Origin of the sequence: Streptomyces sp. SID13666 (assembly GCF_010548325.1) — a bacterium.
GTDB lineage: Bacteria > Actinomycetota > Actinomycetes > Streptomycetales > Streptomycetaceae > Actinacidiphila > Actinacidiphila fildesensis.
The window spans coordinates 65,377-86,185 of record NZ_JAAGLX010000006.1 but is presented as its reverse complement, the minus strand read 5'-3'; the positions used below and the strand labels follow the sequence as shown (position 1 = coordinate 86,185).

General features: G+C 72.1%; 6 protein-coding genes. All 6 read right to left on the bottom strand.

The window, feature by feature from the left end:
* Positions 1 to 15: 15 nt before the first annotated feature.
* The 6 genes from G3I60_RS12150 to G3I60_RS12125 all read right to left on the bottom strand — a co-directional run bounded on the left by G3I60_RS12150 (position 16) and on the right by G3I60_RS12125 (position 20,804).
* Complete coding sequence (locus G3I60_RS12150; protein ID WP_343241937.1) at positions 16 to 15,615, bottom strand: type I polyketide synthase; 15,600 nt, start codon at positions 15,613 to 15,615, stop codon at positions 16 to 18.
* A 254-nt stretch (positions 15,616 to 15,869) separates the two neighbouring features.
* Positions 15,870 to 16,118, bottom strand: a complete 249-nt coding sequence (locus tag G3I60_RS12145) for a phosphopantetheine-binding protein (protein WP_138350835.1) — start codon at positions 16,116 to 16,118, stop codon at positions 15,870 to 15,872.
* Positions 16,119 to 16,141: 23 nt separating this feature from the next.
* On the bottom strand, positions 16,142 to 17,170 hold the full coding sequence (locus G3I60_RS12140; protein ID WP_164293344.1) for a methyltransferase: 1,029 nt from the start codon (positions 17,168 to 17,170) through the stop codon (positions 16,142 to 16,144).
* Positions 17,171 to 17,261: 91 nt separating this feature from the next.
* Positions 17,262 to 19,094, bottom strand: coding sequence for an amino acid adenylation domain-containing protein (locus G3I60_RS12135; protein ID WP_164293343.1), 1,833 nt, complete (start codon positions 19,092 to 19,094; stop codon positions 17,262 to 17,264).
* Positions 19,095 to 19,097: 3 nt separating this feature from the next.
* On the bottom strand, positions 19,098 to 19,853 hold the full coding sequence (locus tag G3I60_RS12130; protein WP_164293342.1) for a hypothetical protein: 756 nt from the start codon (positions 19,851 to 19,853) through the stop codon (positions 19,098 to 19,100).
* A gap of 180 nt (positions 19,854 to 20,033) precedes the next feature.
* Positions 20,034 to 20,804, bottom strand: a complete 771-nt coding sequence (locus tag G3I60_RS12125) for a thioesterase II family protein (RefSeq protein ID WP_164293341.1) — start codon at positions 20,802 to 20,804, stop codon at positions 20,034 to 20,036.
* Positions 20,805 to 20,809 lie beyond the last annotated feature (5 nt).

The following is a 20,809-nucleotide window of genomic DNA, read 5'->3' as shown; positions in this document are numbered from 1 at the left end:
CACCCATTCGCGTCATCAGAAGTCGGACCCTTCGAGCGCCTTCGAGATGAGGCTCTCGGCATCCATATCGTCGATCGATTCGCTCGCGTCCTCGGCCGTCGGGCCGTCGTCCTCCGTCTGGAGGCCCGCGAGGTGCAGCAGTGTGTCCAGCAGTCCGGTCTCCCGGAGCCGGGCCAGTGGGATGGCGAGCAGCGAGGCGCGGACGGTCTCCTCGTACGCGGCGGTCCCCGGATCCGTGGTGGTGTCGGGGGCCGCTTCGCCGAGCAGGAAGTCGGCCAGCTCCCGCGGGGTCGGATAGTCGAAGACGAGCGTCGCCGGGAGCCGCACTCCGGCCGCCGCGCTCAGCTGGTTGCGGAACTCCACCGCGGTGAGCGAGTCGAAGCCGAACTCCTTGAACGGCTTGCCCAGCTCCACCTCCTGTGCCGCGGTGAGGCCGAGAACCGCGACGACCTGGCTGCGGACCAGCTCGACGACCACCGGGAGGCGCTCGTCGGACGGCAGCGCCGCCAGCCGCTGGGCCAGACCGGACGCCCCGGCGCCGGAGTCCCCCGCGGCGGCCGTGCGCCGGACCTTGCCGCGGACCAGGCCGCGGAAGAGACCCGGTACCTCGCCGCCCGCGGAGCGCACCAGCGCGGGCACATCGAGCCCCGCGGGGACCAGCACCGCCCGGTCCGAGACCAGCGAGGCATCCAGCAGGGCCAGGCCCTGCTCCTCGCCCAGGGCCAGGACGCCCCCACGGGCCATCCGTTCCACCTCGGCCCCGGTGAGCTGCGAACCCATCCCGCCGGCTTCCGGCGCCCACAGACCCCAGGCGAGGGAGACCGCGGGAAGACCGTTGGCCCGGCGGTGGGTGGCCAGCGCGTCGAGATAGGCGTTGGCGGCGGCGTAAGCACCCTGCCCCGCACCGCCCAGTACCCCGGCCGCCGACGAGAACAGGACGAACGCGTCCAGGTCCGTCCCGGCCGTCAGCTCGTGCAGGTGGCGCGCCGCCTCGGCCTTCGGGGCGAGTACGGCGGCCAGCCGCTCGGGAGTCAGCGACCCGAGGACACCGTCGTCCACGATGCCGGCCGCGTGGATCACGGCGGTCAAGGGGACCTCGTGCAGCAGTTCCGCGAGGGCGTCCCGGTCGGAGACGTCGCAGGCGGCGATGGTGACGGTGGCGCCGGCTTGGGTGAGTTCGGCCGCGAGTTCGGCTGCGCCGGGGGCGTTCTGTCCGCGCCTGCTGGTGAGCAGGAGGTCTCGGACGCCGTGTTCGGCGACCAGGTGGCGGGCGGTGAGCGCGCCCAGACCGCTCGTGCCGCCGGTGATCAGGACGGTGCCGTCCGTGCGCCAAGGGGTCGCCTCGGCGGACGGCGCCGTACGCACCAGGCGGGGGGCCAGGAAGGCCCCGGCGCGCAGTGCCAGTTCCGATTCACCGGAGGAGGTGAGGGCGGTGGCCGGTATCTCCTCGACGTCGGTGTCGACGAGAACCAGACGATCCGGGTTCTCGGCCTGTGCCGCCCTGACGAGACCCTGAACGGCGGCCTGCGCGAGGTCGGTGACGTCCTCCCCCGGAAGCGCGACGACCGCGCCCCGGGTGACGACGACGAGCCTGGCGTCCGAGTCGACGTTGGCCTCGTCGGCCAGCCACTGCTGCAGTCCGGCCAGTACGGTGGAGAGCGTCTCGGCCGTTCCGAGCCCGGACGGGGCGCGCAGCAGACCCTCCTCGGGGATCACCTCGGTGGACGCACCGGCACCGGCCGGGTCCGCGACCTGCACCCAGTCCAGCCCGAACAGCGCGTCGCCGTGCCGCGTGACCGGCACCTGCTCGGCGAGCGGCCGCAGCGTCAGCGAACCGACCGACGCGACCGGTGAACCGGCGGCGTCCGCCAGTTGCAGCGTCACACCGCCCGGCCGGTCCGCTGGGGCGATCCGGACGCGCAGCGCCGTGGCACCGGTGGCGAAGAGGGCCACATCGTTCCAGGAGAAGGGCAGTTGGGCGCGCCCATCGTCCTCGAAGAACCCGCCGAGACCGATGCCGTGCAGTGCCGAGTCGAGCAGTGCCGGGTGGAGCCCGAACCCGCTCGTCTCGGCGCCCTCGGCCAGCGAGACCTCCGTGAAGACCTCGTCCCCGCGCTTCCAGGCGGCCTCCAGCCCCTGAAAGCCCGGCCCGTACTCCAGGCCCAGCAGGGCCAGTTCGTCGTAAAGGCTTTCGACCGCCACGGCATCGGCCCCGGCCGGCGGCCACTGCACCAGATCGAAGCCCGCAGCCGTGGCCGTCGAGGAGAGCACGCCTTCCGCGTGCTGCACCCACTGCTCCTCGTCCGAGCCCTCGACGCGCGAGAACACGCTCACCCGCCGTCGGCCGGAACCGTCGTCCGCATGTGTTCTGACCCGCAGTTGGGTCGCCGAAGTGGGAAGGACGACGAGGGGCGCGTAGAGCGTCAGCTCCTCCAACGTGCTGGTGTCCGTGTGGTCGCCGGTGTGGATGACGAGGTCGGCGAGCGCGGCACCGGGGACGATGATCGTGCCGTTGACGGCGTGATCCACGAGCCACGGGTGGGTGTGGAGCGCGAGCCGCCCGGTGAACAGCATTCCTTCCGAGTCCGGCAGCGCTATCGCCGCGCTGAGGAGCGGGTGCGTGGTCTCGCTCTGGCCGAAGCCCGAGGCTTTCCCACTGGGTGCGACGGTGTCGGCGAGCCAGTAGTGCTGGTGCTGGAAGGCGTAGGTGGGGAGATCGACGGGGGTGCGACCGGCGCCGAAGAGGGCCGGCCAGGCGACCGTTACGCCCCGGGTGTGCAGCCGCACCAGCGCCTCGGTGAACAGCTGGGCTTCGTCGTGGTCGCGGCGGAGGGCGGGGATGAGGGTGGTGGTGTCGGTGGCGGATTCGGCCGCCATCGCGGTCAGGACGGCGTCGGGGCCGAGCTCCAGGAGGGTGCTGACGCCTTGGTCCTGGAGGGTGGTGACGGCATCGGCGAAGCGCACGGCTTCGCGGACGTGGCGGACCCAGTAGGCAGGGTCGGTCAGCTCCTCGGTGGTGGCGGCCTGTCCGGTCAGCGTCGAGACGATCGGGATGGACGGTGCGGTGTAGGTGAGCCCGGCCGCGATGGTGCCGAACTCCTCGAGCATCGGCTCCATGTGGAGGGAGTGGAAGGCGTGGCTGACGGTGAGGCGCTTGGTCTTCCGTCCGATGCCATCGAAGTGCGCGATCACGGCGGCCACGGCGTCTTCGTCACCCGAGACGACGATGGACGTGGGTCCGTTGACGGCCGCGATCCCCACCCTCTCGGTGAGCTGCGGCAGGACTTCGGCCTCGGTGGCCTGGATCGCCGCCATCGCACCACCGGCGGGCAGTTGCTGCATCAGACGGCCACGAGCCGCAACCAACAGAGCCGCATCCTCCAGCGACCAGACCCCTGCCACATGGGCTGCCGCGAGCTCACCGATGGAGTGACCCGCCAGCACCTGCGGCCGGACCCCGAAGGACTCCAACAGCCGGAAGAGCGCGACCTCCAGCGCGAACAGAGCCGGCTGCGTAAAGCCCGTCTCGTTCAACCGGCTGTCCGCCCCGGCAAACAGAACGTCCTTGAGCGGCAGTTCAAGGTGCGCATCGAGCGCCGCACACACCGCGTCCAGCGCCTCCGCGAACACCGGGAACGCCGCGTACAGCTCACGTCCCATCCCCGCCCGCTGACTGCCCTGCCCCGTGAACAGGAACGCCGTCCGGCTCGGTCCTGCGAGGCCGCGCACCACGCCTGGTGCGTTCCGGCCTTCCGCGAGGGCCGACAGCGCGGACAGCAGCCCGTCGCGGTCGGCGGCCACGACGCCACCCCGGTGCGCGAACACCGCACGGGTCGTCGTCAGTGCGGATCCGACCGCCGCCGGGTCCAGGCCGGCATCGGCCAGGACGAGTTCGTGCAGGCGGGCGGCCTGGGCTTGGACGGCGTCCGGCGTCTTGCCGGACAGCACCCACGGCACCACCGGCAGCTCGGCCGAAGTGACAACCTCTGTCACGACCTCTGCGGGGGCCTCCTCCACGATCACGTGGGCGTTCGTCCCGCTGATGCCGAAGGAGGAGACACCCGCACGGCGCGGACGCTCCCGCACCGGCCACGGCTGCGCCTCCGTCAACAGCTCGACGGAACCCGCCGACCAGTCCACGTGCGAACTGGGAGCGTCGACGCCCAGCGTGCGCGGCAGCTCCTCGTGCCGCATCGCCAGCACCATCTTGATGATCCCCGCGACACCGGCGGCAGCCTGCGTGTGACCGAGGTTCGACTTCACCGAACCCAGCCACAGCGGCCGGCCGGCCTCCCGCTCCTGTCCGTAGGTGGCGATGAGCGCCTGTGCCTCGATCGGGTCGCCGAGGGTCGTGCCCGTTCCGTGCGCCTCCACCGCGTCGACCTGGTCGGCCGAGAGGTTGGCGCCGGCCAGGGCCTGGCGGATGACGCGCTGCTGGGACGGGCCGTTAGGGGCCGTCAGTCCGTTGCTCGCGCCGTCCTGGTTGACGGCGCTGCCCCGGACCAGGGCCAGCACGCGGTGGCCGTTGCGCCGCGCGTCGGACAGCCGCTCCAGGAGCAGCATGCCGACGCCCTCGCCCCAGCCCGTACCGTCGGCGGCCTCCGCGAACGGCTTGCAGCGGCCGTCGGGGGCGAGGCCCCGCTGCCGGCTGAAGCCGACGAAGGTCTCCGGGGTGGCCATGACCGTCACACCACCCGCCAGCGCCAGCGAGCACTCGCCGGAGCGCAGGGCCTGACCGGCCAGGTGCACCGTGACCAGGGACGACGAGCAGGCGGTGTCGACCGTGACGGCCGGGCCCTCCAGCCCGAAGGCGTACGCGACGCGACCCGAGGCGACGCTGCCGGAGCTGCCGGTCCCGAGATAGCCCTCCAGGTCGGCGGGATAGCTGTTGAGCCGGATGCCGTAGTCGTTGTACATGACGCCGGCGAACACCCCGGTGGAGCTGCCGCGTACGGTCGCCGGGTCGATGCCCGCGCGCTCGAACGCCTCCCAGGCGGACTCCAACAGGAGCCGGTGCTGGGGGTCGGTGGCCAGGGCCTCACGCGGGCTGATGCCGAAGAACGCCGGGTCGAAGTCCGCGGCCTGTTCCAGGAATCCGCCGTGCCGGGAGTACGTCTTGCCGATCGCGTCCGGGTCCGGGTCGTACAGACCGGCCACGTCCCAGCCCCGGTCGTCCGGGAACGGTGTCACGGCGTCGCCACCGGCGGCGAGCAGCGTCCACAGCTCCTCGGGCGAGGAGACCCCGCCGGGGAACCGGCACGCCATGCCGACGATCGCGATCGGCTCGTCGGCCATCGAGCCGGAACCGGTCACCAACTCGGTCGAGCCGGCCGCCGCTTCCCCTGCCGCGTCCTCGCCCAGCAGCTCCACCAGCAGGAACTCGGCCACGGCGGTCGGCGTCGGGTAGTCGAAGACGAGCGTCGCGGGCAGCCGCACCCCGGCCTCCGCGCCCAGCTGGTTGCGGAACTCGACTCCGGTGAGGGAGTCGACGCCCAGCTCGCTGAACAGGCTGTCGGCCGCGACGTCCTCCGGCCCGCCGAAGCCCAGCACGGTCGCGATCTGCCCACGCACGAGCCCGAGCAGCAGCTCGTGCCGCGCGGCCGGAGCCAGCGCCGTCAGGCGCTCCTCCAGCGACACGGGCCCGGTGCCCGCACCGGCGCCCACCTGCACGGCCCGGCGGGCGGGAGCCTTGACGAGTCCGCGCAGGATCGCCGGCACCTCGCCGGGAGCGGCGGCCAGGGCCCTGAGGTCGAGCCGGATCGGCACCAAGTGCGCGTGCTCGCTGCGCTGCGCCGCGTCGAAGAGCGCCAGGCCCTCCGTCGCGTCGAGCGCGAGCACGCCCGCACGGGCCATCCGCTCCAGATCCGTCGAGGACAGCCCTGCGCCCATTCCGCCGGTTTCGGGTGCCCATAGGCCCCAGCCGAGGGAGGTGGCGGGGAGTCCTTGGGTGCGGCGGTGGGTGGCGAGGGCGTCGAGGTAGGCGTTGGCTGCGGCGTAGTTGCCCTGTCCGGTGCCGTCGAACGTGGCGGCAGCGGAGGAGAACAGCACGAACGCGTCGAGAGTCAGGTGCGCGGTCAGTTCGTGCAGGTGACGGGCGGCATCCGCCTTGGGTGCCAGGACCTCCGTCAGGTGCTGCGGGGTGAGCGCGGCGAACGTCGCGTCACGCAGCACACCGGCGGTGTGGATCACGGCGGTCAGGGTGACCCCGTCCAGAAGCGCTGCGAGCGCGTCCCGGTCCGACACGTCGCACGCGGCGATCTTCACCGTCGCACCCAACGCGGTCAGTTCTGCGGTGAGTTCGGTGGCGCCGGGGGCGTCGGGGCCGCGGCGGCTGGTCAGCAGCAGGTCACGGATCCCGTACGCGGTGACCAGGTGACGGGCCAGCAGGGCGCCCAGACCACCGGTACCACCGGTGATCAGCACCGTGCCATCCGAACGCCACACCACCGGGGCAACCCCAGCGGCCGGAGCAATGCGGGCCAGGCGCGGGACGAGGATCTCCCCGCCACGAAGCGCCAGCTCAGGCTCACCCGAGACCAGCACACCCTCAGGAATCTCGTCAGTGTCCGAGTCCAACAGGACCATGCGGTCAGGGTGCTCGGACTGCGCGGAACGGATCAGACCCCACACCGCCGCCTGACCCAGCTCCGCAACACCCTCACCCGGCAGAACAGCCACCGCACCCCGCGTCACCACCACCAAACGGCCGTCCGCATCAGCGGTCAACCAGTCCTGGGTGAAGGCGAGTACGGCGTCGAGCGTCTCGTTCGCCGTCGCTCCGGCCGGGCACCGGTACACCGTCGCGTCGCCCGTTCCGTCGGCCGAGGCCGCCGGCGCGGGGAGCGCGATCCAGTCCAGGTGGAAGAGCGAGTCGTGGGCGAGGCGCTCCGGGGTGGCGAAGTCATCGGCCGCGATCGGCCGCAGCGCGAGGGCGCCGACCGTCGCCACCGGTACGCCCTGGTCGTCGGCGAGCTGCAGCGCGTAGCCCGAGTCCGCGGGGGCGATCCGCACCCGCAGCGCGGTCGCACCGGTCGCGTACACCGCCACGTCGGACCAGGCGAACGGCAGCTCGGCCGCGCCGTTGTCCGTCTCCCGCAGGGCGATGCCGTGCAGAGCGGCGTCCAGCAGGGCGGGGTGGAGAGCGAAGGCGTCGGCCTCGGCTCCTTCGGTGCCTTCCGGCAGGACGACCTCGGTGTAGACGTTCTCACCGAGGCGCCAGGCGGCCTGCAGACCCTGGAAGAGCGGCCCGTACTCCAGTCCCAGCCCGGCCAGATCGGCGTAGAGGCTCTCCACCGCGACCGGCTCGCTGCCGGCGGGCGGCCACTGCGCCAGGTCGAACCCGGGCTCCGGAACGTCGGCGCTCAGCACGCCCTCGGCGTTCCGGACCCACTGCCGGTCGTCCGTCGTCTCCTCGGCGCGCGAGAACACGCTCACCGTCCGCCGGCCACGCGCGTCGGCCTCGCCGACCGTGACCCGCAGCTGTACGGCGCCCTGTCCGCCGAGCACCAACGGCGCCTGGAGCATCAGCTCCTCCAGCGCTCCGCAGCCCGTCTCGTCGCCCGCCCGCACGGCGATCTCGACGAGCGCCGCACCGGGCACGACCACGGTGCCGGAGACCGCGTGCTCCGCCAGCCACGGGTGCGACGACAGCGACAGCCGCCCGGTGAAGAGCACCCCGTCGGAGTCGGGAAGAGCGATGGCCGCTCCCAGCAGGGGGTGTTCCGCATCCGCGAGGCCGGCCGCCCGGACGTCTCCCGCCGTGACGGCGGCCCGCTCCGGCCAGTAGTGCTGGTGTTGGAAGGCGTAGGTGGGCAGGTCGAGCAGCGGGGTGGTCGCGCCGATGCCGAAGAAGGCCCGCCAGTCGACCTCGACGCCACGCGTGTGCAGTGCGGCGACGGACGACACGAAGGTCTCGGCCTCGTCCTGCTCCCGACGCAGCGACGCGATCAGTGCGGTACCGGCCGCATCCGTGACGCTGTCCGCGCCCATCACCGTCAGAACGGCGTCGGGGCCCAGTTCCAGAAATGTGGTGACGCCCTGGCCCTCAAGGGTGGTGACGGCGTCGGCGAAGCGCACGGCCTCGCGCACGTGCCGGACCCAGTAGGCGGGGTCGGTGAGTTCTTCGGTGGTGGCGGGCTGTCCGGTCAGCGTCGAGACGATCGGGATCGAGGGCGCGTTGTACGTGAGCCCGGCCGCGATGGTGCCGAACTCCTCGAGCATCGGCTCCATGTGCAGGGAGTGAAAGGCGTGGCTGACGGTGAGGCGCTTGGTCTTCCGTCCCACGGTCGCGAAGTGCGCGATGACCCCGGCGACAGCGTCCTCGTCACCGGACACGACGATGGATGTCGGGCCGTTGACGGCCGCGATCCCCACCTTCTCCGTGAGCGTGGGCAGGACTTCGGCCTCCGTGGCCTGGATCGCTGCCATCGCACCGCCGGAGGGAAGCTGCTGCATCAACCGGCCACGAGCCGCAACCAGCAGCGCCGCATCCTCCAGCGACCACACCCCCGCGACATGCGCGGCGGCCAGCTCACCAATGGAGTGACCGGCCAGCACCTGAGGCCGGATCCCGAAGGACTCCAACAACCGGAACAACGCCACTTCCAGCGCGAACAGAGCAGGCTGCGTGAAGCCCGTCTCGTCCAACCGGTCATCGTCGGCGAAGAGAACATCCTTCAGCGGCAGTTCAAGGTGCGCGTCGAGTGCGGCACACACCGCGTCCAGCCCCTCCGCGAACACCGGGAAGGCCGCGTAGAGCTCACGCCCCATCCCCGCCCGCTGGCTGCCCTGCCCCGTGAAGAGGAACGCCAGATCGCCGGAGCCGGCCACAGTCGTCTTGGCCTCACCGTCAACGACCGTGCCCAGAGCGGCCAGCAGACCGTCACGGTCCGCCGCCACCACACCCGCACGATGCGCGAAGCCCGCACGCGTCGTCGCCAGCGCCGAACCCACCGACACCGGATCCAGACCCGCATCGGCCAGCACGAACTCCCGCAACCGGGCCGCCTGAGCCTTCAACGCCTCCGGCGTCTTGCCCGACAGCACCCACGGCACCACCGGCAGCTCAACCGAAGCAACCGCATCCGCCACGACCTCGGCCGGAGCCTCTTCCACGATCACATGCGCGTTCGTCCCACTGATCCCGAACGACGACACACCCGCACGACGCGGACGCTCCCGCACCGGCCACGGCCGCGCCTCCGTCAACAACTCAACAGACCCCGCCGACCAGTCCACATGCGGGCTGGGAGCGTCGACGCCCAGCGTGCGCGGCAACTCCTGGTGCCGCATCGCCAGCACCATCTTGATGATGCCCGCAACGCCCGCGGCGGCCTGCGTGTGACCGAGGTTCGACTTCACCGAGCCCAGCCACAGCGGCCGGCCGGCCTCCCGCTCCTGCCCGTACGTCGCCAGCAGCGCCTGCGCCTCGATCGGGTCGCCCAGCCGGGTGCCCGTGCCGTGCGCCTCGACGGCGTCGACGTCACTGGTCGTGAGCGAACCGGCGGCGAGGGCCTGCCGGATGACGCGCTGCTGGGACGGGCCGTTGGGGGCCGTGAGTCCGTTGCTCGCGCCGTCCTGGTTGATCGCGCTACTGCGCACGACCGCCAGCACCCGGTGGCCGTTGCGCTGCGCGTCGGAGAGCCGCTCCAGGAGCAGCATGCCGACGCCCTCACCCCAGCCGGTGCCGTCGGCGGCCTCGGCGAACGGCTTGCAGTAGCCGTCGGGGGCGAGGCCCCGCTGGCGGCTGAAGTCGACGAAGGTGTCCGGGGTCGCCATGACCGTCACGCCGCCCGCGAGGGCGAGCGAGCACTCGCCCGAGCGCAGCGCCTGGCCGGCCAGGTGGACGGCGACGAGCGAGGACGAGCAGGCGGTGTCCACGGTCACGGCCGGGCCTTCGAGGCCCAGGGTGTACGAGACACGGCCGGAGGCGATGCTGCCGCCGACGCCCATGAAGCCCTCGGTGTTGCGGTGGGCGGACTGCTCCAACACCGAGGTGTAGTCGTGGTACATCACGCCGGCGAAGACGCCGGTGGAGCTGCCGCGTACGGTCGCCGGGTCGATGCCCGCACGCTCGAACGCCTCCCACGACGACTCCAGCAACAGCCGGTGCTGCGGGTCCATCGCGAGTGCCTCGCGGGGGCTGATCCCGAAGAAGCCGGGGTCGAAGTCGGCCGCCCGGTCCAGGAATCCGCCGTGGCGCGAGTACGTCTTGCCGACCGCGTCCGGGTCGGGGTCGTAGATGCCTTCGACGTCCCAGCCACGGTCGACCGGGAACGACGACACCCCGTCGCCACCGCTCGCCAGCAGTGCCCACAGCTCCTCGGGCGAGGAGACCCCGCCGGGGAACCGGCAGGCCATCCCGACGATCGCGATCGGCTCGTCGAGCACGGATCCCGCCGCCGGGACCACTGCGGCCGTCACGTCGGCCGCGCTCGCGGCCTCCTCGCCCAGCAGCTCCACCAGCAGGAACTCGGCCACGGCGAGCGGCGTCGGGTAGTCGAAGACGAGCGTCGCGGGCAGCCGCACCTCGGCTTCGGCGCCGAGGCGGTTGCGGAACTCCACCGCCGTGAGCGAGTCGAAGCCGAACTCCTTGAACGGCTTGTCGCCGGCGACCTTCTGCACGCCGTCGTAACCGAGCACGGCGGCCACGTGGCGCCGGACGAGGTCGAGGAGCAGCCGGCGCCGTTCCACTCCGGTCAGTGCGCCGAGGCGCTCCGCCAGCCCGGTGGCGTCCGTGGCGGCCGATGCCGCCGCCTTGCGGGCGGTGGGGGCCGGACGCGTCAGACCGCGCAGGACGGCGGGGAGGGTGTTGAGCCGGGCCCGCTGCTCCAGGGCGCTCCTGCCGAAGGCGACGGGGAGCAGGTGGGCGTGGTTGTCGGCGAGCGCGGCGTCGAGCAGGGCCAGTCCCTGCTGCCGGCCGATCGCGAGGACGCCGGAGCGTTCCATCCGCTCCACGTCCGCCGTGGTCAGCTCGGCGCCCATGCCGCCGACCGCCGGGTCCCACAGGCCCCAGGCGAGCGAGAGCCCGGCCAGTCCCTGGCTCCGGCGGTGGACCGCCAGCGCGTCGAGGTAGGCGTTCGCGGCGGCGTAACCGCCCTGCCCTGAACCGTCGAACGTGCCGGCGGCGGACGAGAACAGGATGAACGCGTCGAGGTCGGCGTCGGCCGTCAGCTCGTGGAGGTGCCGGGCCGCGTCCGCCTTGGGGGCCAGGACGGCGGCCACCCGGTCGGCGGTGAGCGAGGTGATCATGCCGTCGTCGACCACGCCCGCCGCGTGCACGATCGCGGTGATCGACTCCTCGGCGAGCAGCTGGGCCAGCGCGGAACGGTCGGAGACGTCGCAGGCGGCGACGCTCACCGAAGCACCGGCCGTCTCCAGCTCGGCCACCAACTCGGTGGCGCCGGGGGCCTGGAGGCCGCGGCGGCTGGTCAGCACCAGGTTGCGGACTCCGTGCTCGGCGACCAGGTGGCGCGCGGTGAGCGCGCCCAGGCCGCCGGTGCCGCCGGTGATCAGTACGGTGCCGTCGGCGCGCCACGTCACTCCGCCGGTGGCGGGAGCGGTGCGCGCCAGGCGCGGTACGAACAACTGGCCCTCCCGGAGCGCCAGTTCCGGCTCCCCCGAGACCGTGACAGCGTCCGGGATGTCGTCCGTGTCCGTGTCCGCGTCCGCGTCCGCGTCCGTGTCGAGGAGGACGATGCGGCCCGGGTGCTCCGTCTGTGCGGCCCTGACGAGGCCGTGGACGGCGGCCTGCGCGAGGTCGGTGATGTCCTCGCCGGGAAGGGCAGCGACCGCGCCCCGGGTGCGGACGACGAGGCGTGCGTAGGACGCCTCCTCGTCGGCCAGCCACTCCTGCAGCCGCGCCAGGACTCCGGTGACCGCCTCGGCGGGGTCGACCCCCGCAGGAACGCTCAGGATCTCCGCTGCCGCACCCGCGTCCTCGTGCGACGCCTGCTGTGGCAGCGGGCTCCACCGGATCTCGTACAGCTCACGGTCGTGCGCGCTCTGCAGCTCACCGGTGGCGACCGGGCGCAGGGCCAGCGAACCCACCGTGGCCACGGGAGCGCCCTGGGGGTCGGCCAGCCGCAGGGTGTAGCCGGAGGCCGCGGGGGTGATCCGCACCCGCAGGGCGGTCGCGCCCGCCGCGTGCAGAGCGACGTCGGACCAGGCGAACGGCAGCTCGGCCGCGCCGCCGTCCGGCTGCGCGAGCGCGATTCCGTGCAGGGCGGCGTCCAGCAGCGCGGGGTGGATGCCGAAGCCCGCGGCCTCGACCCCTTCCGGCAGGGCGACCTCGGCGAAGATCTCCTCGCCGTGCCGCCAGGCGGCCCGCACTCCCTGGAACGTCGTCCCGTACTCCAGGCCGCTCGCGGCCATCGCCGCGTACAGCCCGTCGACCGCTACGGCCTCGGCCCCGGTCGGCGGCCACTGCGCCAGGTCGAAACCGGCTGCGGCTGCGGTGTCATGGGGCGCGAGCAGACCGTCGGCGTGCCGCGTCCAGGCGCTCTCGGAGGCGTCCTCGATACGCGAGAACACCACCACCGTCCGCCGTCCGTCCCGACCGGGCTCACCGATCTGTACCCGCAGCTGAACGGTCCTGGTGCCGGGCACCACCAGCGGTGCGTGCAGCGTGAGTTCGTCCAGCACACCGCAGCCGGTCCCGTCGCCCGCGCGCACGGCGATCTCGACGAGCGCCGCCCCCGGCACGACGACCGTGCCCGCGACCACGTGCTCCGCCAGCCACGGGTGGGAGCCGAGCGACAGCCGGCCCGTGAACAGCAGCCCGTCCGACTCCGGCAGCACGACGGCCGCGCCGAGCAACGGGTGCCCCGCGTCCACGAGGCCGACGGCGGCCATGTCACCGGCGGCCGAGGCGGCCGGGGTGTCCAGCCAGTAACGGCTCGACCGGAAGGCGTAGGTGGGGAGGTCGACGAGCGCGCGACCGGTGCCGAAGAAGGCCGGCCAGTCGACCGTGACGCCCCGGGTGTGGAGGGTCGCGAGGGAGGTGACGACGACCTGCGCTTCGTCGTGGTCGCGGCGGAGTGTCGGGACGAGGGTCGTGTTCTCCGTGGCGCTGTCGGCGCCCATGGCGGTCAGGACCGCGTCGGGGCCGAGCTCCAGGAAGGTGCTGACGCCCTGGTCCTGGAGCGTGGTGACGGCATCGGCGAAGCGCACGGCCTCGCGGACATGCCGGACCCAGTACGCCGGGTCGGTCAGCTCCTGGTCGGTGGCGGCCTTGCCCGTCAGTGTCGAGACGATCGGGATCGAGGGCGCGCTGTACGTGAGCCCGGCCGCAACGGCACGGAACTCTTCGAGCATCGGCTCCATGTGAACGGAATGGAAGGCGTGGCTGACGGTGAGGCGCTTGGTCTTCCGTCCGATGCCGTCGAAGTGCGCGATCACGGCAGCCACGGCGTCCTCGTCACCGGAGACGACGATGGACGTGGGGCCGTTGGCTGCCGCGATACCCACCTTCTCGGTGAGCTGCGGCAGGACTTCGGCCTCGGTGGCCTGGATCGCCGCCATCGCACCACCGGCGGGCAGTTGCTGCATCAGGCGGCCACGTGCCGCAACGAGCAGCGCCGCGTCCTCCAGCGACCAGACCCCTGCCACATGGGCTGCCGCGAGCTCGCCGATGGAGTGACCCGCGAGAACCTGCGGCCGGACCCCGAAGGACTCCAGCAGCCGGAAGAGCGCCACTTCCAGCGCGAACAGAGCCGGCTGCGTAAAGCCCGTCTCGTTCAACCGGCTGTCCGCCTCCGCGAAGAGAACATCCTTCAGCGGCAGTTCAAGGTGCGCATCGAGCGCCGCACACACCGCGTCCAGCGCCTCCGCGAACACCGGGAACGCGGCGTACAGCTCACGCCCCATCCCCGCCCGCTGACTGCCCTGCCCCGTGAAGAGGAACGCCGTCCGGCCGGAGCCGGCCAGGCCCTGCACCGCGCCGGGGGCGCTCCCGCCCTCGGCGAGTACCGCCAGTCCGGCCAGCAGACCGTCACGGTCGGCGGCCACGACGCCACCCCGGTGCGCGAACACCGCGCGGGTCGTCGCGAGTGCCGAACCGACCGCCGCCGGGTCGAGACCCGCGTCGGCCAGCACGAACTCCCGCAGGCGTGCCGCCTGCGCCCGCAGCGCCTCGGGCGACTTGCCCGACAGCACCCACGGCACCACCGGCAGCGCCGGGACCACGGACGCCACGACGTCTTCAACAGCGGCCTCGGCCGGAGCCTCCTCCACGATCACATGCGCGTTCGTGCCGCTGATGCCGAAGGACGAGACGCCCGCGCGGCGCGGGCGCTCCCCCGCCGGCCACGGCCGGGCCTCGGTCAGCAGCTCGACGGAGCCCGCCGTCCAGTCCACGTGCGAGCTCGGGGCGTCCACGTGCAGGGTGCGGGGCAGTTCCTCGTGCCCGAGGGCGAGCACCATCTTGATGATGCCGGCGACGCCCGCGGCGGCCTGCGTGTGGCCGAGGTTGGACTTGACCGAACCGAGCCACAGCGGACGGCCGTCCGCCCGCTCCTGTCCGTACGTCGCCAGCAGCGCCTGCGCCTCGATCGGGTCGCCGAGCCGGGTGCCGGTTCCGTGCGCCTCGACGGCGTCGATGTCCTCGGCCGAGAGCCGGGCGCCGGCCAGGGCCTGCCGGATGACGCGCTGCTGCGAGGGCCCGTTGGGGGCGGTGAGCTGGCTGCTGGCGCCGTCCTGGTTGACCGCGCTCCCCTTCACGACGGCCAGTACGCGGTGACCGTTGCGGCGCGCGTCGGACAGTCGCTCCAGGACCAGGACGCCGACCCCTTCGCCCCAGCCCGTGCCGTCGGCCGCGTCGGCGAACGGCTTGCACCGGCCGTCCGCGGCGAGGCCGCGCTGCTGGCTGAAGTCGACAAAGGTGTCAGGGGTCGCCATGACCGTCACACCGCCCGCGAGGGCCAGCGAGCATTCGCCCTGGCGCAGCGCGGAGGCGGCCAGGTGGACGGTGACGAGGGAGGAGGAGCAGGCGGTGTCCACGGTCACGGCCGGGCCTTCGAGGCCCAGGGTGTACGAGACACGGCCGGACAGGACGCTGCCCGCGGTGCCGGTGCCGAGGAAGCCTTCGACGCCTTCGGGCACGACCGTGCGGTCGGTGCCGTACTCGTGGTACATGATGCCCGCGAAGACGCCGGTGGAGCTGCCGCGCATGGTCGCGGGGTCGATGCCGGCGCGTTCGAACGCTTCCCAGGACGCCTCCAGCAGCAGCCGCTGCTGGGGGTCGGTCGCCAGGGCCTCGCGCGGGCTGATGCCGAAGAACTCGGCGTCGAACTCGGTCGCGTCGTGGACGAAGCCGCCTTCGCGGGAGTACGTCTTGCCGGTGGCCTCGGTGTCCGGGTCGGGGTCGTAGATGCCCTCGACGTCCCAGCCGCGGTCCGACGGGAAGTCCGATATCGCGTCGCCGCCGGCGGCGAGCAGGTCCCACAGTTCCTCGGGATTGCGTACACCGCCGGGGAACCGGCAGGACATTCCGATGATGGCAATCGGTTCGCGCTGCTTGTCCTCCTCTTCACGGAGGCGCCGACGCGTCTCCCTCAGCTCGGCCGTAGCCCGCTTGAGGTAGTCGAGGAGCTTTTCTTCATTCGACTCTTTCGACACGTGGTCCACCTCATGAGGAAGAACTGGAACAGCCATTCGTTCCGGCCACGCTATTTCGGCCCTTCCGGACCAACCACCCCTGCCCACCCCTATCCGGCGATGGCGGTCAGGGGTGGGCAGGGGTGGACAGAGGGGCCGCCGCAAACGCCGCAGGGCACGGCATCCCGCCAAGGATGCCGTGCCCCCGATGTACTGTTCCAAGCCCTCTTCGCCAGTCAACCGGCCGGCCGGTCAACCGACCGGTCGGCCGACCGTCAGCCGACGGGGACCAGGAGACCCGACAGCGTTCCCCACAACGCGCCCGGCGTCTCGAACGTCTCCATGGCGAGCGCGTCGTCGGTGAACTTGACGTCGTACGCGTTCTCCAGCGCGATCAGCAGGTCGACGATGCCGAGGGAGTCGAGGCCGAATTCCCGGAGATCGAGCTCGGGGGTGAATTCGGCGTCCTCGGGCAGGAATGAGAGATGGGGCCTGACGATTTCTTCGAACTGGGCGTCCCACATACGAATGCTTCCTTTCTGTCCCGTCAGTCCCGGGCCAGGATCATTTCGACCACGCTGTGCTCCGTGGACAGGTGCTTGATCGAGCGGATTTCGAAGCCGGCGCCTTCCGCCTGCTTGCGCATGTCCGGCTCGGAGCGGATACGGGTGCCCTCCTCGCAGACGACCATCTGGAAGAGCGAGCGGATCGCGGACGCGTTGTCGTGGCCGAGCAGCGGCTCGATCACGAAGAGCACCGGCTCGGCCGCCAGGCCCTCGGAGTCCTCGACGGTGCGGACCATGGCCTTGCGCACGGTCTCCAGGATCTTGACGCTGCTGTCCGGGCTCCAGTTGTGGAGTACGTTCTTGAGGAAGTACGCGTCGCCGCCCGCCGGAACCTCCGCGAAGAAGTCCGACTCGACGAACGTCAGCCGGCGGATGAGGTCCTCGTTGCCGGTGGCGGCGAGTTCCTTGGTGCCGCGCTCGGCGACGTCGGCGCGGTCGGCGACGACGCCCTCGACGTCGGGGTGCGCGCCCAGGATGCCCTTGAGCAGGTGGCCGGTGCCGCCGCCGATGTCGACGACCTTGCGGATCCACGAGAAGTCGAAGTCACGGGCGAGTTCGGCGGCGGCCGGGCGGGTGATGTCCGCCATGGCCTTGTCGTAGATCTCGCCGGCGTCGGTGTCCTGGTCCATGTAGGCGTAGATGGAGCCGCCGTACTCGGACTGGGAGGCCGGCTTGCCGGTCTTGACGGTCGTCAGCAGGTCGCGCCAGACGTCGTAGTACATCTCGCCGCCGAGTACGCACCAGTAGCGCATCGACTGCGGGTGGTCGTCGCGCAGCGGCTGCGACGTCTCGGTGTGCTCGAACGTGCCGTCCTCGTTCTCCTTGAAGACGCCGACGATGCCGAGCACCCGCAGCAGGTACAGCACCCCGTCCGGGTCGGAGTCGGTGAGCTGCGCGAGCTCCGCGGGCGACTTGGGACCGTCCGCGAGGTGGTCGGCGATACCGAGCCGGGCGGCGACGCTGAGCGAGCGGGAGATCCACCCCATGCCCGCGAGTTGCAAGAGCGACATCGTGTTCATCCTCTACTGGTTGAAGACCGAAGGGCAGGAGGGACGTACGGGACCTGTGCGGCGCTACGGGACCTGTGTGGTGGTACGGGACCTACGTGGTGGAGAGCGAGGGGACCGGAGCCGCGTCGTCGGAGTCCTCGGAGACGGCCGCGGCCAGCCGCAGCGCGGTGCGGTGGTCGACCACGTCCTGGAGACTGAAGCGGACGCCGCTCCTGCGGGCCTTGTTGGCCACCTGGGCGGCTCCGAGGCTGGTGCCGCCGAGCGCGAAGAAGTCGTCGTCGACGCCGACCCTGGCCGCCCCGGAGTACTGGGCGAACAGCTCGCACAGCAGCGTCTGGACCTCGGTCCACGGGGCGCGGAACGCGGTCAGGGAGGCGAAGCGGGGAACCGGCAGGGAGCCGGCCTCCAGCTTGCCGTTGGCGTTCAGCGGGAGGGCGTCCAGGGTGAGGATCACGCTGGGGACCATGTATTCGGGCAGCGTCTCGGCGGCGTACGCGGACAGCCGGCCGACGTCGATGCCGCCCTTGGACGACGGCACCACATAGGCGATCAGGTGGGCGCTGCCTGCGCCCTCCTGATGGACCGTCACCGCGGCCTGGCCGACCTCCAGCCGGCGCAGCAGCGCGGACTCGATCTCGCCCAGTTCGATGCGGAAGCCGCGGATCTTGACCTGGCCGTCGAACCGGCCGAGGAAGTCCAGGGTGCCGTCGGCCGAGCGGCGCACCCGGTCGCCGGTCCGGTACATCCGCGATCCGGGGGCGCCGAACGGGTCGGCGACGAAGCGTTCCGCGGTCAGTCCCGGCCGGTTGAGGTAGCCGCGGGCCAGCTGGCCGCCCGCGATGTACAGCTCGCCGGTCCTCCCCGCCGGGACGGGCCGCAGGGACCCGTCCAGGACGTGGAGTTCACTGGCGTGGGTGGGGCGTCCGATGGACACCGCGCCGGGCTGCAGCTCGTCGTCCGGCGCCAGGATGTGCACGCAGCAGCCGACGGTGGCCTCGGTCGGGCCGTACTCGTTGACGACGGTGACGCCCGGGTTGTCCTTGCGGAACGTCTCGACGGTCTCGGAGAGCAGCAGTTCACCACCCACCACCAGTTCCCCGGTGGGCGCGGACTCCGGCGGCAGCGTCGCGAGGAGCGCCATGTGCGACGGGGTGACCTTCAGGAACGTGGGCCGCTCGCGCACCTCCTCCAGCGGGCCGACCTGGACGCGGCCGCCGGAGATCAGCGGCGCGTACAGGGTCGTGACGGTCATGTCGAAGGCCACGGAGGAGTGCAGCAGGGCCCGGCCCGCCGCGCTGGGGTAGGTGGCGCGGGCGTAGTCGAGGTAGGCGGCCAGCGGGCGGTGCGTGACGACGACGCCCTTGGGCCGGCCGGTCGATCCCGAGGTGTAGATGACGTACGCCGGGTTGTCCGGGCGCAGCGGCGCGGTCCGGTCGGCGTCACCGGGGTCGGTGGCCGGGGCCGCCGCGACGAGGGCGGCGGTCTCCGGGTCGTCGAGCGCGATCACCGGCTGGTCGCCGGTGGCGGAGCCGGCTTCGGCCGCGGTGGTCACCAGCAGCGCGGGCCGGGCGTCGGCCATCATGAACGTGAGCCGCTCGGCCGGGTTGTCCAGGTCCAGCGGCAGATAGGCGGCCCCGGCCTTGAGCACGGCGAGGAACGCCACCACCAGATCGAGGGAGCGGCGCATCCCGACGGCCACGAGCTGTTCGGGTCCCGCGCCGCCGGCTATCAGGTGGTGCGCGAGGCGGTTCGCCCGTGCGTTCAGTTCGGCGTACGTGAGTTCAGTACCGCCGTCGGAGACCGCGACGGCCCCGGGCGTGCGCCGTACCTGCTCCTCGATCCGGGCGGGCAGCAGCCCGCCGTCCGTACTGTCGGTCGTGCCGGTCCCGCGCGGACCGGCGTCGATTCCCCCGTGGTCAGCCATGGGTCACCTGCCTGCGGTTGATTCGGTGCGGTCGCCGGAGAGCAGCTCCGACAGGGCGCGGGCGACGCCGTTGATGCGCAGCAGGTCGTCGTGGTCGACGTCGAAGCGGATCTCCCGGCCGACGGGGTACGCCGGCGGGCCCGAGGTGATCGCGATGCCGCGGGCCCACAGCGGCAGCGGGTCGATGGACGAGGCGGCGGCCAGGTAGCCGACCAGCGAGCCGAAGACTCCGGCGAGATCGTCGCGGATGTCGTCGTCGAGTTCGAGGCGTTCGGCGGCGGTGCCCACCGCGCGGGTGAAGATCAGGGCGAGTTCGGGGCCGACTGCCGCGAGGTCGTCGGCGTAGCGCCGCTCGATCTGCCGTCCCGCCTCGTGGAACTCGGTCAGTTCCTCGGGCATCAGCAGCGAGGCGAGCGAGTCGCCCGCGGCGTGGAAGTCCTTGTACAGGCCGACCGTGTTGGGCAGTTCGGGGTCGAACAGCACCAGGGCCGGGGTGTCCTGCCACGCACCGATCCGTTCGGCGAGCGCGGCGGCGAAGACCGCTCCCGCGCAGTAGCCGAGGACGGCGGTGACGCGCCGGCCGCTCTCCCGTACGTCGGTGAGCCACCAGTCGACATAGCCGTCGAGGGCGACCGCGTCGTCCGCGGTCGGCGGGAGCGTCGTCCAGAAAGCGGCGGCGGGCGGGTCCAGCCGGGGAGCGAAGTCGGCGAAACTCGCCTGGGTGCGCCCGCTGGTGCTGAAATCGACCGACAGAATCAATTCGTCCCGGTCGCCTTTTGTCAGCGATTTCCATGAAAGGAGACTCACGTGATTCCCAATCCAGCCGATTCCAGGAATTCTTCCGTTGGCATGACGCTAGACGAAAGGTGCTGACGGGCGGACCCCCTAGGCACGCCCGCCGCACCCCTAACCGTCACGAGCGCAGGGGTCGGACAGCCGCTAGCCCGCGACGGCCACGCCCATGCGCCGGGTGATGGCGTCGAGCACTTCCTTCGGCCGGTCGGCGAGGTAGAAGTGGCCGCCGCCGGGGAACACCTGGAGCTCGCAGGCGCCGGTGGTGTGGTCGCTCCAGGCAGCGGCCTCGGCGAGCGTGGTCGTCGGATCGTCGTCGCCGACGAACACCGTGACGGGGCAGTCGATCCGCACCCCGGCGTCCGCGCGGTAGGTCTCGACCGCCTTGTAGTCGTTGCGGATCGAGGGGATGGCGAGCCGCATGATCTCCTCGTTGCCCAGCACCCGCGAATCGGTTCCGCTGAGCCGGCGCAACTCCGTGATCAGGCCCTCGTCGTCCTTCTGGTGCACCCGGTCGGCGCGGGCACGGGACGGGGCGCGGCGGGCGGAGGCGATCAGCCGGGCGGGCGCGGGCAGGCCGGCGTCCGCCATGCGCCGGGCGACCTCGAAGGCCACCGTGGCGCCCATGCTGTGGCCGAAGAACGTCAGCGGTTCGTCGGCGAACTCCCGCAGGTCCTCGAAGACCCGGTCGGCGAGCTCCGCGATGGTGTCGATGAGCGGTTCCTTGCGCCGGTCCTGCCGGCCCGGGTACTGCACGACCAGTACGTCGATGTCCGGGGCGAGCGCCTGCGACACCGGGAAGTAGAAGCTCGCCGATCCGCCGGCGTGCGGGAAGCAGACCAGGCGCGGGGTGCCCGCGAGGGCGGTGTGGTAGCGCCGGATGTACTGATTGCTGGTGGTAGGGGCGGTGCTGGTCATGGTTC

Excerpts from the sequence above, each read along its gene's own strand:
- G3I60_RS12145 (WP_138350835.1), bottom strand. The coding sequence starts at position 16,118 with ATGTGGGACGCCCAGTTCGAAGAAATCGTCAGGCCCCATCTCTCATTC.
- G3I60_RS12140 (WP_164293344.1), bottom strand. The coding sequence starts at position 17,170 with ATGTCGCTCTTGCAACTCGCGGGCATGGGGTGGATCTCCCGCTCGCTC.
- G3I60_RS12135 (WP_164293343.1), bottom strand. The coding sequence starts at position 19,094 with ATGGCTGACCACGGGGGAATCGACGCCGGTCCGCGCGGGACCGGCACG.
- G3I60_RS12125 (WP_164293341.1), bottom strand. The coding sequence starts at position 20,804 with ATGACCAGCACCGCCCCTACCACCAGCAATCAGTACATCCGGCGCTAC.